Genomic DNA, 15,653 nt, shown 5'->3' with positions numbered 1-15,653 from the left:
AAATGGAACGCTTATTCGTCGCGATAGACTTTCTCGCGGCGCTCGTGACGTTCCTGCGCTTCGATCGACAGGGTCGCAATCGGGCGTGCATCGAGACGCTTGAGGCCGATCGGCTCACCTGTCTCTTCACAGTAACCGTAGGTACCCTCGTCGATACGCTGCATTGCAGCATCGATTTTAGAGATGAGTTTCCGCTGGCGGTCGCGAGCTCGAAGCTCGATGGCTCTGTCTGTTTCCGAAGACGCCCGGTCGGCAAGATCGGGATGATTTGCGCTTTCTTCCGCCAGGTGACCCAGCGTCTCACGCGCTTCTCTAAGGATGTCGTTTTTCCAGGCTATCAGCTTTGCTCGGAAATAAGCTCGCTGGTTCAGGTTCATGAACTCCTCGTCTTCCGAGGGCACATAATTACTAAGATCGATCTTCTCACTCAACGCGATTCTCCTGAAGAACATCTCATATCGCGGGGTGTATATCCCAACCGATAGTGTCGATTCAAGCCAAATTGATGCTGTCAACCGATTTTTAAATTTGTCATAAAATTCGGCTAAGCGTCTATTTTTTCACCATATATTGGCAACAGCCCAAATTTGGCAGTTCCGTAACCTTCGCGTGAATGCGCCTTATTTCTCGATTCGGCGGATTACATCGCAGTTGACGGCCCATACGAACAGACGCTACCTCATCGATCGAATCGAGCTTCGGAACTTCATCATGACGACCCTCTCGCCGCCGCCGTCACGGATCTATCTCCTGCGCCATGCCGAGGCCCGGCAGGCGGCGCCTGGACAGAGGGATTTCGACCGTCCCTTGAGCGATAACGGCTATGCCGCAGCGGAGATCGTCGCGGACGAAGTGGCCGACAAAGGCTACAAGCCAGACCTGATAATCTCATCGACGGCACTTCGCTGTCGCCAGACCGCGGACGCCATGCGTCGTATCGTCAATCCTTCCACCGAATTCCGCTTCGTCGATGCTCTCTACAACGGAACGCTGGAGATCTACCTCTCCTTGATCGCTTCGCAGACGGATCAGGAGTCGGTCATGCTGGTGGCACATAATCCGATCATCGAGCAGACGCTGGAAGCCTTGATTGGTCACGAGGCCCTTGCTGCCGCCCTTCCGCGTGGCTTTCCGACGGCCGGCCTCGCCGTCATCGACGCGACACCCTCCGGTTGGTCGCTGACGGATTTTGTCACCGAATAGAGATATCAGTCTCGGGCAAGGGCGAGTTGCGTGCCGCGCGGGATGGCTTGCCAATATCGCCCCATCTGTTCGGAGCAAGATTCGTTTCCTATATTCACGGTCACGCTGTCACCCAGGGATCCCGCCTTGCCCCCAAGCCTGACCTCCTTTACCGACGACGCTCTCATCGCTTTCGACAATCTCGCTGATCGTGCGACCGGGCTCGTCAGCCCGACAATCCGTCTGGGCGTAACCGGTCTCTCCCGCTCCGGCAAAACCGTCTTCATCTCGTCGCTGGTGCACAATCTGCTGAATGCCGGACGGCTCCCACTGTTCGAGCCGGTACAGTCAGGCCGCGTTTCCTCTGTTCGCCTGGAACCTCAGCCGGACGATGCCGTGCCACGCTTTCAGTATGAGGATCATATCCGTTCGCTGGTCAAAGAGCGCATATGGCCGGATTCGACACGCGCGATCTCGGAGCTGCGCATTACCCTGGAATATCAAAGCGCCAGCGGTTGGAACCGGTTGTTCTCGCCCGGCCGCCTTTCCATCGACATCGTCGATTATCCCGGCGAATGGCTGCTCGACCTACCGCTGCTCGGCAAGAATTTCCGCACCTTCAGCGACGAGACACTGGCGCTGGCTGCGACCGGCATTCGTGCGGAACTCTCGCAGGATTGGCTGGCGATGACCGAGAATGCCGACATCGCCGCCCCCGCGGACGAGATGAAGGCGCGTGAGCTTGCGACTGCTTTTGCCTGGTATCTCAAGGCCTGCAAATCCGACGAGCGCTCGCTCTCAACGCTGCCGCCGGGGCGTTTTCTGCTGCCCGGTGATCTCGATGGCTCACCCGCCCTCACCTTTGCGCCGCTGAAACTGCCCGCTGAGGGCAGCGCGCCGAAGGGTTCGCTCTGGGCGATGATGGAACGCCGTTACGAGGCCTATAAATCGGTCGTGGTCAAACCCTTCTTTCGCGAGCATTTCGCCCGGCTCGACCGCCAGATAGTCCTTGTCGACGCGTTGCAGGCCATTAATCGCGGTCCCGAAGCGGTTCAGGATCTCGAGCGCGCGCTGACGGATGTGCTTGCCTGCTTTCGTCCGGGCAACAATTCCTTCTTTTCCTCGCTGCTTGGACGCCGGATCGATCGCGTGCTGGTGGCCGCCACCAAGGCCGATCATCTGCATCACGAGAGCCATGACCGGCTCGAAGCTCTGACCCGTCGCCTCGTGGAGCGCGCCGTCCAGCGCATTGGCATGGCCGGCGCCGGCATCGAGGTCATGGCCATTGCCTCCGTGCGTGCTACCCGCGAGGCCACGGTGACGCGCGACGGACAGACCCTTCCCGTCATCGTCGGCACCCCGATGGACAAGGAAACGATCGCCGGCGAAATCTTCGACGGCGATCGCAAGACCGCGGTATTTCCCGGCGATCTTCCTGAGAATCCACGCTGGTTGTTCGAAGCCCTTGAATCAGACGGGGCAAAGGTCCACTTGCCGGAGGTGAATGTCGTTCGGTTCCGACCGCCGGAGCTGGATGAAACCGGCGGCGGCATCAAGCTCTCGGTGCCGCATATCCGCCTCGACCGCGCCATGCAGTTCCTGTTCGGAGACCGTCTCGCATGACGAAGCCGCCCCCAAACGAGCCAAGCAATATAGCCCGGCGTCCGGCGGCCTTTTCGCTGGAGCCGAGCGATACGACTGCGAAAACCAGTGCGGAAACGCCGCGCCGCAAGCCGCAAAGCTTCGATACCGAGATTGTCCTGACTGCGGATGAGGACGATCCATTCATCAACCCTGCCCTCGACCCGGCACTTGCCGGAAGCGTCGGTGCCAAGCCGCGTCGTCGCGGGTTTTCGTTCGGCAAGGTAGCGCTGAGTGCGCTCGGAATTCTGATATCGCTCGCTTTCGGGCTCTGGACCGACCAGCTCATCCGCGACCTGTTCAGCCGCGCCGACTGGCTCGGCTACACCGCCCTTGCCGTGGTTGCTGTCGGCATCCTCGCCGTACTCGCCATCCTCGTCAGGGAAACTGCCGGCATGATGCGGCTGGCAGCCGTGCAAAACATCAAGGCGGAAGCGGAGGCTGCTATCGTCGAAACGCGCCCCGGTCGGGCCAAGGCATTGGTGAAGCATCTCTGCACTATTCTGGAGGCCAATCCGGAGACTGCACGGGGCCGCGCCACTTTGAAAGCAGCCGAAGACGACATCATCGACGCGCCGCAGCTGATCGACCTTGCAGAGCGCGAGTTGCTTGGGCCGCTCGACCGTCGGGCCAGGGCACTGATCCTTGGCGCCTCGAAACGCGTCTCCGTTGTCACCGCCGTCAGCCCGCGCGCGCTAGTCGACATTCTCTACGTTCTCTACGAGGCGGCGAAACTGGTGCGGGCCATGGCCGAGCTCTATGGCGGCAGGCCCGGCACGCTCGGCATGCTCAGGCTGATGCGCGATGTGCTGGCTCATCTGGCTGTTACAGGCTCCATCGCGGTCGGCGATAGCATCGTGCAGCAATTGATCGGCCACGGGCTCGCCTCCAAGCTTTCAGCACGATTGGGCGAAGGCGTTGTCAACGGCATGATGACGGCGAGAATCGGTATCGCGGCCATGGATCTCTGCCGGCCTCTTTCCTTCAAGGCGCTGAAGCGGCCAGGCATTGCCGACTTCGCCGGCGACCTCACGCCTGGTGTAACCGGTCGCCAAACGACGTGAACGCCTGTAAATCCGGCTTTACAGGCATAACGAAACCAAGCATTAACCATTCTAGGGCAAAAGTGGGAACTAATTTTACGGTTCCGCCTCGCTAAGGAATGTCCATGTTTTCGCGTCAATTTCTTCTTGTAAGCGGCCTCGCCGCCGCGACCCTCTCTACCGGTACTTGGGTGCAATCGGCCGACGCGGCCCCCCGCGACAAGGCCTTCTTCCAGTCCGTCGCCGGCTCATGGAGCGGTCCAGGCGAGATTGTCGCCGGCAAGTACAAGGGCACGAAGTTCAGCTGCAGCCTTACCGGCAAGCCACTCGACGGCAACAATGCGGGTGTCAAGCTCGACGGCACCTGCCGCGTTGGCGTCTTCCAACAGCCGATGTCGGCTGAGATCACCCAGAGCGGCGGCTCCTATAGCGGAAAATTCCTGGACGGCGCAGCCGGCAAGGGCCTGGACATCACCTCCGGCACGGTCAATGACGGCACCGTCGTTCTCGGCCTGATCCGCCAGAAGTTGAATGGCGCCATGATCGCCCGCGTTTCCGACAACAAGTCGATGAACGTTACGATTTCCGTAAAAGTCGGCGAGCAGATGGTGCCTGTCATCGGTGTGACGCTGAAGCGTGCCGACATCGATCAGATGGCCGTCGGATCGATCCAGTAATTCCAGATATAAAGCGTATCGCGACAGGCCGGCATATTCTGCCGGCCTTTTCATTTGATATCAGGCGGATCGCCACCAATCCCGACTCTGATCCGCAACCTCAATCCCTTCGATATCGACGTCCCGCAGCCAGTTCTTGATTGTGCGGCCCTTCACCAAAAGATTGCCCGCGAAATCATCAAGCGGCATCAGCACGAAACCGCGCTCGGTCATGCGCGGATGCGGGATGGTCAGCAGTGGCTCCGCCTGGTCCAGGTCGCCATAGGTCAGGATATCGATGTCGATCGTCCGCGGTCCCCAACGTTCCAGCCGAATCCGTTTCATGTCGCGCTCTATATCAAGACAGACGTCAAGCAACGCCTCCGGCGCCAGCGTCGTGTCGACTGCGGCACAGGAATTATAGAATAGAGACTGATCCGTCTTGCCCCAGGGCGGTGTGCGGTAGAGCCGCGACACCGAAACCACCCGGCAATCATCCCGCCCGTCGAGGGTGCGCAAGGCAAGCGCCATTGCGTGGACGGGATTATCCAGATTGCCGCCAAGACCAAGCGTCGCCCGCACGGCTCCGTTTTCAGGCAAAATGCTCAACACTCACCTGTACGTAATCGAGAACACCCGGAACCGGCGCATTCGGCTTGCGCACCGTGATCTTCGCGCGGCGGATACCCGGAAAGCGCTTGCACAATTCCTTGGCTACATCGAGTGCCAGCGCCTCGATCAGATATCGCCGGCGACCGGTGACAATCTCCTCGATAACGGTGAATGCGATGCCGTAATTGACGGTATCGCCGATCGAATCGCGCTCCAGCGCGTCGCCGGCCTCCACATCGAGCTCCGCATCGACAAAGAAGCGCTGCCCGAGGAACTCCTCCTCGTCATGCACGCCATGGCGAGCAAAGAAAGCGCAATTCTGCAGAGTAATGGTGTATGTCACAGCGCTCATGGCGTCCCTCCGTTTCGAACAGGCACAACGGCGTTCGAAAACCGCTCCCTTGGTTCAGGGATCATGCTTTAAGTCTCGCGCGCGTCCTGAGAATAGCATCCGCAACGGCCAGCGCATCTCTGTTGATTGCGACATTGTGTACGCGGAATAGGGCTGCTCCCTGCAAACGCAAGATTGTGCTGGTCGCGGCCGTGCCGACATCGCGATCGGCGGCATCACGCCCCGTGATGGTGCCGACAAATCGCTTGCGCGAGGTACCCACCAGCAGCGGCAAGTCGAACCGAAGCAGCGCATTGAAACGCGCCATCAATTCCAGATTCTCTTCGGCATTCTCCTTGGCGAAGCCGAAACCGGGATCGAGCACGATATTTTGCCTGCTGACGTCAGCCGCCGCGGCAATGTCGAGCGAGCGGTTGAGGAACAGGATCTGATCGTCGATCACATCAGGCAGTTTCTGCCTGTCGCGACCGGTATGCATGATGCAAAGCCCCGCTCCCGTCTGCGCCGCCACACCAGCTATATCCGGCTCGCGTTGCAGGCCGAAGACATCGTTGACGATATGCGCGCCGGCTCCGATTGCCAGCCGCGCCGTATCAGCCCGATAGGTATCAACCGAGATCAGCGCATCGGTCCTGCTTCGCAATGCCTCGATGACGGGCAGCACCCGCCCCTGCTCCTGGCTGGCGCTGACGGCATCGGCGCCCGGCTTCGTCGATTCTCCACCGATATCGACAATGGCAGCACCGTCAGCAATACAGGCAAGCGCATGTTCAACCGCGGCATCGACAGCCTCGTAGTGGCCGCCATCCGAGAATGAATCCGGCGTCACGTTGACGATGGCCATGATGACGCTTTTTTTGCCGACCTCGATGCTGCGGCCATGCGCGACATGCCAGCTATGGCTGCGAAGCTCCGTCACGAACCGTCCCATCCCATTGAAAATGAAAAAACCTTGCGCTCGATATTGCGCTCACAGTGCCTATGCCGCAAGGTTCGCCGAAGTTCAACATGGTTGCGTCACGAATGCCGCTTGCATCCCATAAGATCAGTATTTCATGCGCCTTGTTGCTCACGCTCTGCATGACTGAAATCGCCCATGCCGAGGTGATCACCCGCAAAACCGTTTCCTATTTCGACATCAAGGGCAGCAGCGCCGACGAGCTCGATGCCGCATTGAACCATCAAGGACCGCTTGCAATGGGTTCCAGCAGCCATCATCCGGGCGCGACGCGAATTCGCTTCGGCGGCAACGCGACCTACAGCGAAGCAAGTGGCCGCTGCTATATTTCCGGCGCCAAGGTCACGGTCGACACCGAAATCATCCTGCCTCGCTGGCGCGACCGCGCCGTGCAAGCAAGCAGCTCTCCATGATATGGGATACTCTGGCTGCCGACATCCGCCGCCATGAGGATCGCCACGTCGAGATCGCCCGCCAGCACGCCCGGCAGATGGAGCGGCTGATCCTCTCTTTGCCTTCGGCCAGCAATTGCGACGCGCTTCAGGACAAGGCGAATGACGTGACGGCACGCGAAACCGAGCGCCACGATGCCGATCAGGCGCGATTCGATCGCATCGAGGCCATCAACTTCCAGAACCGCATACAGAGATTGCTGTACTACCGTAGCCGCGGAAACAGCCGACAGTAGAGCGCCCCGGGGCGCTCATTCACGCAAAAGACCATCGAAATGTCACGAATTGTGGGAAAAGAGCCACTATTTCTGTGAATCGTCCGGTCATGTCGCTCTTTGAACTTTACGAGAATCTGAAATAGGTTTTTCTTATTAATCACAGAGATAAGTGAACCGGATGATTCGAAAATACCGGACGATATCTCGAAATGGTCGATTTTGAGTGCCTGCGCTGGCGGGTTTGTTCGCTCTTCGTCGCAGTCGGGGTTTGTTTTCCAAAGCATGCGCTAAGTGTTCTCCTGGCGCGTCTTGAAGCCGCAGGCGTTTCCTCCCTTGCCTGTCGGTGATGCGCCCGCCTCGCCTCGCTCGCTGCACTAGCTGAGCGGGGCATCTTTTTGGGGCGGACGGAGAGTTTCAGATAGAATTAACAGCCCGGATTACGCAGTCAAAGCCGCGTGAACCCGAGCGTTTTTAAGCCTGACGTTCCGGAACGTGGACAACGAGCCCGTCAAGAGTGCTCGTCATCTTGATCTGACAGGAGAGCCGCGACGTGGGGCGGACATCGAACGCAAAGTCCAGCATGTCTTCTTCCATCGCCTGCGGACTACCGACCCTCTCTGTCCATTCGTCGTCGACATAGACATGACAGGTGGCACAGGCACATGCTCCGCCGCATTCCGCCTCAATGCCCGGAACGGAGTTGCGTACGGCGTTTTCCATTACGGTGGAGCCGTCGTCGACATTGAGGTCAAAACGGGTGCCGTCAAAGGCGACGATGGTCAATTGGGTCATTTAGATGAATTCCGAAATTCGTGAGTAAAGGACGATCCGGAATTTTACTTCCAACAATTCGCTGGGGCAGTCAACATTTGCGCCGCCGAAACGGATTTCCCGCTTGGCGGCGCCACGATGCATTTGCAGGCTTTCGAAAGGATCAGCTCAGCGCGACAGCTTCAGAATGAAGTTCTCTGCCTCGATGACGCATGTGGTGACGGCCGCCATATGGGTCGCGTCGCTACCATCGTTTTCCAGAGCGCCCGCCGCGTCCGCGACACGAAAGGCGCCGACTGCGCTTGCTGCGCCCTTCAGCTTGTGGGATGCCGCATGGATGCGGTTGGCATCGCCGCTGCCGATCTCCTGCAGACAGGACCGGGCCTGCCGGGCAAACATCTGCAGCACCTCGACTTCGAGAGCCTTGTCGCCCATGGTCTGCTTTGCGAGATGGACGAGATCGATCGCCCGCTCCCTTGATGGGGTCGGCCCGCGTGAATTATCCGGAGATTCAAATGCAATATTCAGTGCTGCCATGTGCCAACGCTCCCGTCCTTAACCTGTGACTGTTTTAGCGACCTGCCGCATAGTTGCGGGCTTGGCATGGCCATCGAGTTAAATTTTGGCACATTGAGGGCGTAAAACTCACGACATGGTTAACGCGCGTTAAACATGCCCAGAATATTGGATTTTCATGCGCTTGAACACGTTAGGAAGGTTAATCGCATCTTAACGATCCACTGACTTTACAGTGGAATTAATTGTCATGACTGGGGGAATGTGTCACTACGATACGGCTAGATTGGGTTTGTGGCGCATGCCTTTGCCCAAGAAGTGGATGATGGTAATGTTTTCATAACATCCGTTTGAAAAACCAGTTATCCACTCTGAAATGTAATGGGAAATCCAGCCTCGATATTTATCGAAGACGGAGGACCCCACGGGAGGCAGGGTTCGTCTTTTCTGGATACGGCGGAATTTCCGGAAACGACACGGCAAGCCCGAGTGAGTTGTAACGAGGCGTAACCGCATGGCGAACAAAAAGTACATCGAGTCGGTCGAGGACAAGGCCTTTCAGGCATTGGACGAAGCTTTGCAGATCGATTTCAGTGACGAGAACTTGGAGTCTCGCAGCGGTCCCACGCCTGATGTCCCGGAGCGAAAAGTGTCTGAACCGCCGAAACAGCCGATGAAGCAGACCAAGGACGATGCAGCCCGCCAGGCTGGCAGCGCACGAAGCGCGGCCGCCCCTGCCGCAACGCCCCCGCCCCGCCGAGGCACCGAAAAGCCCGAACCTTGCTGCAGCAAACGATGGCAACCGGGCGAGCCCCGCCAGCCTCCTGAAGGCCTTGGATAGCGGCTCCCAGAGCCATGCGGTTCGCAATGCCACGATCTTTTCGCTGTTCTGGATCATCGGCGGTGCCGGCCTCGCCTTCCTGCTGTATGGCGCGCAGATCCGAAACATCCAATCCGTAGCCGATCTTGTCGCCCTTCCCGGCGTCATCGCCTGCATTGTCGGGATCGTCATACCCGTCCTCATGTTCTATGCCTTTGGCATGATGATCTCGCGGGCGCACGACATGCGCAACGCCGCCCGCTCCATGGCGGAAGTGGCGCTGCGCCTCGTCGAGCCTGAAACCGTCGCCTCGGATCGCATCATGACCGTCGGTCAGGCAGTGCGTCGCGAAGTCTCGGCCATGAATGAGGGCATCGAGCGTACGATTGCGCGCGCCACCGAGCTGGAAACCCTCGTCCATTCCGAAGTCAACGCGCTCGAGCGCAGCTATGCCGACAACGAATTGCGCGTGCGCGGCCTCGTCCACGAACTCGGCACCGAGCGCGATGCGATCGTCAATCACGCCGAGCGGATTCGTTCCTCCATCTCCGGCGTCCACGACCAGATCAAGGAAGATCTGTCGCTGGCGACCGAAGAGATCGCCGTACGCCTGTCTACTTCGGGCGAAGCCTTTGCCTCGATGATCGATACGCGCGCTGCAGCGCTGATGGAAAAATCCGATTCCGCCGTTCAGGCGCTCGGAACCCTGCTCGCGGCCAAGACCGACAGCCTGCTGCAGAACCTCAATGCTTCCGGCCTCGCGCTTAGCCACGAGTTCGATTCACGTCTGGACGCGCTGTCGTCAACGCTTGGCGAACGCGGCAAGGAGCTGCTTGGCCAATTTGAAACCCGCGCCTCGACGCTGGATGCGAATACCGAAAAGCTGAACAACGCCCTCAACGAGCGCGCCCGCCAGCTCAACGAAACGCTGGTCGCCCGCACCAGGGAAATCAGTGAGAGCCTCACCGGCGGCGAACGCTCGATCACCGGTACGCTGGATACTGTGCTGGCCAAGCTCAATACATCGCTGGACGAAAAGGGTGCCAGCTTCCGCCAGAGCCTGCAATCGACCGCCGATGACACCATGATGGACATCGACCTTCGTTCCGGCTTCTTCGAGGAGCGTTTCCAGTCGACAATCGCGCAGCTTTCAACGACCTTCGACGAACATGTCTCGGAATTCACCTCCGCCTTCGACAAGCGCGCCGGCACGCTCGACAGCAAGCTTTCGGAAAGCCTTGCCCGGATCAATCAGTCCCTCGGCAGTAACTCGGAAGCCATTGAAGGCATTCTGACGTCCAGCATCGAACGCCTCGGCTCCTCCCTCACCGACCAGTCGTTCGCACTTGCGACCACCCTGGCGACCGGCCAGGAAGTACTGGAAAGCGCCATCGGCTCCAGGGCCGGCGAGATCACTTCTGCGCTGCAGAATGCCACCAGCGGCATTTCCTCCGCCCTCACCTCGGGTACAGGCGAACTGAACGCTGCGCTGAGCACCCACGCAAGCACCTTCACCAATGCCGTCCAGGGCGTGACGCGGGATGTCTCCGCTGCCCTGCAGAGCGGCACGGAAGAACTCACCACGGCTTTCACCGGCCGCGCCAGCGAGATAAACAACACGCTCTCGTCTCGTACCAGCGAGATCACTCAGGCCCTGGGTTCCGCCCATGAGCGCATCGACGCCGTCATGGCGTCTCGCAGCACGGCCCTATTCGGTGCTCTTGCCGACAATCAGTCGCGCTTCGAACAGACACTGGCCGAACGCTCGGAAGGCATCGTCAGTGCCGTCAGCGGTTCGCACGAGCATTTGACTGCCGCGCTCGACGAGCGCACGTCGATGCTGGCTATCTCGCTTGCGGAAAACCAGCTTCGCCTCGAAAACACGCTATCAAGCCGCGCCGACGCCATCACCGGCGCCATTGCCGAGACGCATGGCAAACTCGCCGATACGCTCGACGACAAGACGATGGCGCTTGCCATTGCTCTCTCCGAAAGCCAGTCGCGACTGGAAGATACCGTATCCGGACATGCCGAGCAGGTCGCCGGCACCATGGATGAAAAGACCAAGGCACTTGCCCGCGCCCTCGCCGAGGGTCATGCACGCCTGGAAAGCACCGTGTCAGGTCACGCCGAAACCGTCACCAATGCGCTCGACGACCGGACCATGGCGCTTGCCATCGCCCTTTCCGAAAGCCAGGCACGGCTCGAAGAAACCGTCGCAGGTCATGCTGAGCGCGTCGCCGATACGCTGACGGCAAGACCGGCGCACTGGCGGCTGCCTTGACCAGCGGACAGAGCCGCCTTGAGGAAACGCTCTCCAATCGCGCCGAAGAGATCATCAAGGCTTTTGCCGGCAATCATGCCGCCCTGGCTGACGCGCTCGACGACCGGACCATGGCGCTTGCCATCGCTCTTTCAGAAAGCCAGTCCCGCCTGGAAGACACGGTTTCCGGTCACGCGAGCGCGTCGCCGATACGCTGGAAGGCAAGACGCGGGCACTTTCCGACGTTCTGACGAACGGCCAATCGCGCCTGGAGGCAACGCTGGCGAACCGTGCGGAAGCCATCACCAACGCATTCGCCGGCAATCACGCCGCCATTGGCGATGCGCTGGATGACAAGGCCATGGCTTTGGCCATTTCGCTTTCCGACACCCAGTCCCGCCTCGAAGACGCTCTTTCCAGCCGCCTGGATGCACTCTCCAGCACGGTCGCCGGCACGCACGACAAGATCGTCAACAGCCTCGACGACAGAACCATGGCGCTGGCAATCGCTCTCTCCGAGAACCAGGCGAAGCTCGAGGAAACCCTGACGAACAGCGCCCAGGCCATCGCTCACACCGTGGCAAGCGGCCATGACGCGCTGACCAACACGCTCGACGACAAGAGCATGGCCTTTGCGATCTCGCTTGCCGAGAACCAGAGCCGCTTCGAAGGCGCCCTGGAATCGCGTGCCAACGCCCTGCTCGACAGCGTCTCCGGCGCGGAATCCCGCGTGGCTGGCGCCTTCGGCGACAAGGCGGATGCCATTCGCGCCGCCTACACCGAAAATCAGGATCGCCTTGATCGCTCGCTTGCAGCCCACACGGAATCTCTGTCGGGATTGCTCAACAGCGGCACGGACAGGGTCGAGAATGCACTTGGCAGCACGACACGCCAACTCGAAGATACGCTCGGCACGGGCCTGTCCCAGATGGATCAGAACCTGGCCTCTGCTTACGAGCGCATGCGCTCGACGCTGGAAGACCGCAGCAACGCCATCAGCCTGACGCTGCGTGATGCGCACGCTCAGATCGACAATACGCTGATGGAGCAGACGACCAACATCGGGACGTCGATTGCCACCAGCGCCAGCATGCTCGAAATGTCGCTCGAAGACCGTGAGGCTTCGCTGCGCCAGACCATCGACGCAAGCGCAAGAGTATTGGAAGAACGCCTCAGCAGCGGTGCCGGCGACGTTGCCGGCCGCATTCAGCAGGCAGCAGGCGATATCGCACGCTCGGCGGAAAACTTCTCGTCCAACCTCAACCAGTCGATCGACGGCATGACCAGCCGTTTCGCCGACACTGGTTCGCGCGTCGAAGCCAGCCTGTCTGCTCTCGAGAGCCGCATCCACGAAGGTGTGACCGGCGTTACCGCCCAAGTCGATGCGGCAGGCAATCGCCTGTCCGAGACCCTGGCAACGGGTGCTGCTCAGATCGATCATAGCGGCAGTGAAGCCGCTGCTCGCATCGAGGAACGCCTGTCGACCATGGATCGCGCGCTCAATGTCGGCCTCGAAGCCGTCAACCGCACGATCGAAGGCAAGGCCGCCAATCTCGCGACAACGCTGCGCACCGCCGTTGCCGATGCCGCCCAGGGCATGGACGGCGAGGCAACGCGCACGGCCGACCTGCTTGCCAGCACCGGCCAGCAGTTCGCCGATAATCTCGGCAGCCACAGCGATGCGTTCACACGCGCCATGACCGAGCGTTCCGACGACCTCGTCAGCCGCGTCTCTGAAACGCAAAGCCGCTTGGCGAGCCAGGCGGCAGCCGTCGCCCAGACCTTCTCTGAAGCAGGCAATGCAATCGTCAACAAGGTTGCCGAAGCCGAAGGCCTCGTCAGCAACCAGGTCAACACGATCTCGCAGGCCCTGTCATCGGCCGAGCAATCGCTGGAAGCCCGTGGCGCCGCCATTCGCAACACGCTTGCCGGCGGCAGCGAGCAGATCGCCTCCACCATGTCCCAGGTCGAGAAGGCACTTGAAGAGCGCGGCACCGCCATCCGCACCGCGCTGGAAGACCGTGCCCGTGAAATCGACGCCACGCTGACAGATGTCGACAAGGCACTGGAAGCGCGCGGCGCATCGATCCGTACCTCGCTCGATGAGCGCACCCGCGAACTGAACTCGATGCTGGCCGGACGCTCGACGGAACTGTCGCGCCTGATCGACGAGAAGGCCCGCCCGATTGTCGACCGCTATGCGGCTACGGGTCAGGAAGCCGCAGCCCTCATCTCGGCCGCCGCCCAGGAAAGCACGGAGCGCCTGCGCGCCGAAAACGCCGCCCTGATCAATGCTATCGCATCGCGCACCGAACATGCGGTCACCACCGTCAGCGCGCTCGAAAACAACCTGCTGGCAAGCGTCAACGGCATCATCGCCCGCTTGGCCGAAAACAACTCGGCGATCACCGGCCTGCTCAGCAACGCTGCAGCCGAATATGCAAGCGTCGATGATCGTCTCACCGCGACCTCTGTCCGTTTCGCAGACTCCGCCGCCAAGGCCGGCGAAATGGTTTCGGCCTCCAGCCGCCTCCTCGAAGGCAAGGTCGACAAGCTCTCGGAAATCACCGGCCAGACCCTGTCGCAGGTCGGCAGCATCGTCGGCCGCTTCGACGACCATTCCAAGGTGCTGACGCAGGCTTCCGCGCTTCTGGGTGCGGCCCAGTCGAACCTGGTGTCGACACTGGAAGAGCGCGAAACTGCCCTGCAGAACCTGGCGGTCGGCCTCGTTCAACGCTCGGAAGAAATCGAAAACACCATGCGCGCCCTCGGCACCATGGTCGAGACCGCCTTCGACCGCGCCGAACAGCGCTCCAACCAGGTCACCGGCAATCTGCGCCAGGGCGTGCAGTCTTCGTTCGCGGATATCGGTCGTGTTCTCTCCGAAGTGGAGAAACGCGCCGAGGATGCCGCGGAAGGCATGCGCGGCACACTTCAGAAGGCCGGCGAGGAAGCAAGCCAGGCCGTGGAAAGCACCTTTGCCAGTGCCGAGCGTCGCTCCAACGATCTGACCAACCGTCTGCGCGGCGGCCTCACGGCTTCGCTGTCCGAAGTCGAGCAGATGTTCGCGGAAGCCGGAAAGACCTCCGATGGCGCTGCCGAACAGCTTCGCGAGACCTTGCGCGTCGCCGTCGACGATGCCGTGGTTCGTTTTGCCGGGGCAACCGACGAGATCCGCCGTTCGGCCGGGGATATCCGCAGGGAACTCGACATGACCCGCAGCGAGTTGAAGCGCGGTGCCTTCGATCTTCCGGAAGAAGCCAAGGAAAGCGCCGCCGCCATGCGCCGCGCCGTCGCCGAACAGATCAAGGCCCTGCAGGACATCTCGCAGATTGTCGGCCGCTCGACGCAGCAGCTGGAAATCTCCGAACCCTCGGCCCGTGCATTGGCAAATCCGCAGCCGGCCCAGCGCCCGCAGCCGGCGGCACCTGCTCAGACTGTAGCCGCCGCTCCCGCTCCCAGGCCGCAACAGCCTGCGCCTCAGCAGCCCGCTCCTGCTCCCCAGCAGAGCGTGCAGCAGCCGGCACCACAGCCACAGCAGCCTTCGATCGAATCCCTTGGCTTGCGCGGCTCCATTCCCGCCGAACGCCCGGCCGTGCAGCCGCAGCGCCCGTTAGAGACGCCTGCTCCGGCCCGTCAGGAAACGGCCGGCGGCGGTTGGATCAGCGACCTCCTGCGCGGCGCCTCGCGTGACGAGAATGCCGACCTGCCGCCCGCTCGCCAGGCTGCGCCGCGTGCACAGACGGAAGCGGCACCCGCTCCCGTCGCCCGCAATCCGCGCCATGTCGTGGAATCTCTGAACTCGCTCTCGGTCGATATCGCCCGCGCTATCGATCACGACGCCTCGGTCGACCTGTGGCGCCGTTACCAGCGCGGCGAGCGCGATGTCTTCACCCGTCGCCTCTATACGCTCAAGGGCCAGCAGACATTCGACGAGATCAAGCGCAAGTATGATCGCGAGCCGGAATTCCGCACCGCAGTCGATCGCTACATCGCCGATTTCGAAAAGCTGCTTGCCGACGTTGCCCGCACCGATCGCGACCGCACCGTCACGCAATCCTATCTGACCTCGGATACCGGCAAGGTCTACACCATGCTGGCACACGCGGCTGGCCGCCTGAGCTGAGATAGACAAAAGACGAATGCTCAATCCCCGGTCTCAAGCCGGG

At 60.8% G+C, this 15,653-nt stretch carries 10 protein-coding genes and 2 pseudogenes; 6 read left to right on the top strand and 6 right to left on the bottom strand.

Translation table 11 applies throughout. From position 1 onward, the window contains the following. Nucleotides 1–11 precede the first annotated feature (11 nt). Complete coding sequence (gene dksA, locus BSK43_RS20140) at nt 12–431, bottom strand: RNA polymerase-binding protein DksA (RefSeq protein WP_034477403.1); 420 nt, start codon at nt 429–431, stop codon at nt 12–14. Between the two features lie 280 nt (nt 432–711). Between dksA and BSK43_RS20135 the strand changes: the two genes are divergently transcribed. The 4 genes from BSK43_RS20135 (at nt 712) to BSK43_RS20120 (ending at nt 4,543) form a co-directional block, all read left to right on the top strand. Next, nucleotides 712–1,203, top strand: a complete 492-nt coding sequence (locus BSK43_RS20135) for a histidine phosphatase family protein (RefSeq protein WP_077472735.1) — start codon at nt 712–714, stop codon at nt 1,201–1,203. A gap of 126 nt (nt 1,204–1,329) precedes the next feature. Next, nucleotides 1,330–2,805 (top strand): YcjX family protein, encoded by a 1,476-nt coding sequence (locus BSK43_RS20130; protein ID WP_077472688.1) that lies wholly within the window; start codon nt 1,330–1,332, stop codon nt 2,803–2,805. Continuing rightward, entirely contained in the window at nt 2,802–3,887 is a 1,086-nt protein-coding gene (locus BSK43_RS20125) for a TIGR01620 family protein (RefSeq protein WP_077472687.1), read from the top strand. Before BSK43_RS20130 ends, BSK43_RS20125 begins: the two co-directional genes overlap by 4 nt. Before the next feature lie 104 nt (nt 3,888–3,991). Continuing rightward, the gene (locus BSK43_RS20120; RefSeq protein WP_077472686.1) at nt 3,992–4,543 is read left to right on the top strand and encodes a hypothetical protein; all 552 of its coding nucleotides are present in this window, start codon (nt 3,992–3,994) and stop codon (nt 4,541–4,543) included. 60 nt (nt 4,544–4,603) lie between these two features. Here the strand turns inward: BSK43_RS20120 and folK are convergent, their stop codons facing one another. The 3 genes from folK to folP form a co-directional block, all read right to left on the bottom strand. Next, complete coding sequence (folK, locus tag BSK43_RS20115; protein WP_077472685.1) at nt 4,604–5,122, bottom strand: 2-amino-4-hydroxy-6-hydroxymethyldihydropteridine diphosphokinase; 519 nt, start codon at nt 5,120–5,122, stop codon at nt 4,604–4,606. Continuing rightward, the gene (folB, locus tag BSK43_RS20110) at nt 5,115–5,486 is read right to left on the bottom strand and encodes a dihydroneopterin aldolase (RefSeq protein WP_068387327.1); all 372 of its coding nucleotides are present in this window, start codon (nt 5,484–5,486) and stop codon (nt 5,115–5,117) included. Before folB ends, folK begins: the two co-directional genes overlap by 8 nt. A 61-nt stretch (nt 5,487–5,547) precedes the next feature. Next, nucleotides 5,548–6,417: a dihydropteroate synthase gene (folP, locus tag BSK43_RS20105; RefSeq protein ID WP_077472684.1), complete on the bottom strand. Its 870-nt coding sequence runs from the start codon at nt 6,415–6,417 to the stop codon at nt 5,548–5,550. A 92-nt stretch (nt 6,418–6,509) separates the two neighbouring features. Here folP and BSK43_RS20100 point away from each other — a divergent pair. Continuing rightward, nucleotides 6,510–7,132, top strand: a pseudogene (locus BSK43_RS20100) (DUF922 domain-containing protein). 453 nt (nt 7,133–7,585) lie between these two features. Here BSK43_RS20100 and BSK43_RS20095 read toward each other — a convergent pair. Together BSK43_RS20095 and BSK43_RS20090 are read right to left on the bottom strand one after the other, a co-directional pair. Further along, nucleotides 7,586–7,906, bottom strand: a complete 321-nt coding sequence (locus BSK43_RS20095) for a 2Fe-2S iron-sulfur cluster-binding protein (RefSeq protein ID WP_068388012.1) — start codon at nt 7,904–7,906, stop codon at nt 7,586–7,588. A 147-nt stretch (nt 7,907–8,053) separates the two neighbouring features. Then, the gene (locus BSK43_RS20090; RefSeq protein WP_068387331.1) at nt 8,054–8,422 is read right to left on the bottom strand and encodes an Hpt domain-containing protein; all 369 of its coding nucleotides are present in this window, start codon (nt 8,420–8,422) and stop codon (nt 8,054–8,056) included. 493 nt (nt 8,423–8,915) lie between these two features. On the opposite strand from BSK43_RS20090, the pseudogene BSK43_RS20085 reads away from it, so the two are divergent. Then, nucleotides 8,916–15,610 (top strand): annotated as a pseudogene (locus tag BSK43_RS20085) (hypothetical protein). Nucleotides 15,611–15,653 lie beyond the last annotated feature (43 nt).

Source organism: Rhizobium sp. P44RR-XXIV (genome assembly GCF_001999485.2).
Taxonomy (GTDB): Bacteria; Pseudomonadota; Alphaproteobacteria; order Rhizobiales; family Rhizobiaceae; genus Rhizobium.
This window is presented reverse-complemented; position numbering and strand designations above follow the sequence as displayed.

Coding starts and splice junctions, on each gene's coding strand:
- BSK43_RS20135 (WP_077472735.1), top strand. CDS start 712: ATGACGACCCTCTCGCCGCCGCCGTCACGGATCTATCTCCTGCGCCAT.
- BSK43_RS20125 (WP_077472687.1), top strand. CDS start 2,802: ATGACGAAGCCGCCCCCAAACGAGCCAAGCAATATAGCCCGGCGTCCG.
- BSK43_RS20120 (WP_077472686.1), top strand. CDS start 3,992: ATGTTTTCGCGTCAATTTCTTCTTGTAAGCGGCCTCGCCGCCGCGACC.
- folB (WP_068387327.1), bottom strand. CDS start 5,486: ATGAGCGCTGTGACATACACCATTACTCTGCAGAATTGCGCTTTCTTT.
- folP (WP_077472684.1), bottom strand. CDS start 6,417: ATGGGACGGTTCGTGACGGAGCTTCGCAGCCATAGCTGGCATGTCGCG.
- BSK43_RS20095 (WP_068388012.1), bottom strand. CDS start 7,906: ATGACCCAATTGACCATCGTCGCCTTTGACGGCACCCGTTTTGACCTC.
- BSK43_RS20090 (WP_068387331.1), bottom strand. CDS start 8,422: ATGGCAGCACTGAATATTGCATTTGAATCTCCGGATAATTCACGCGGG.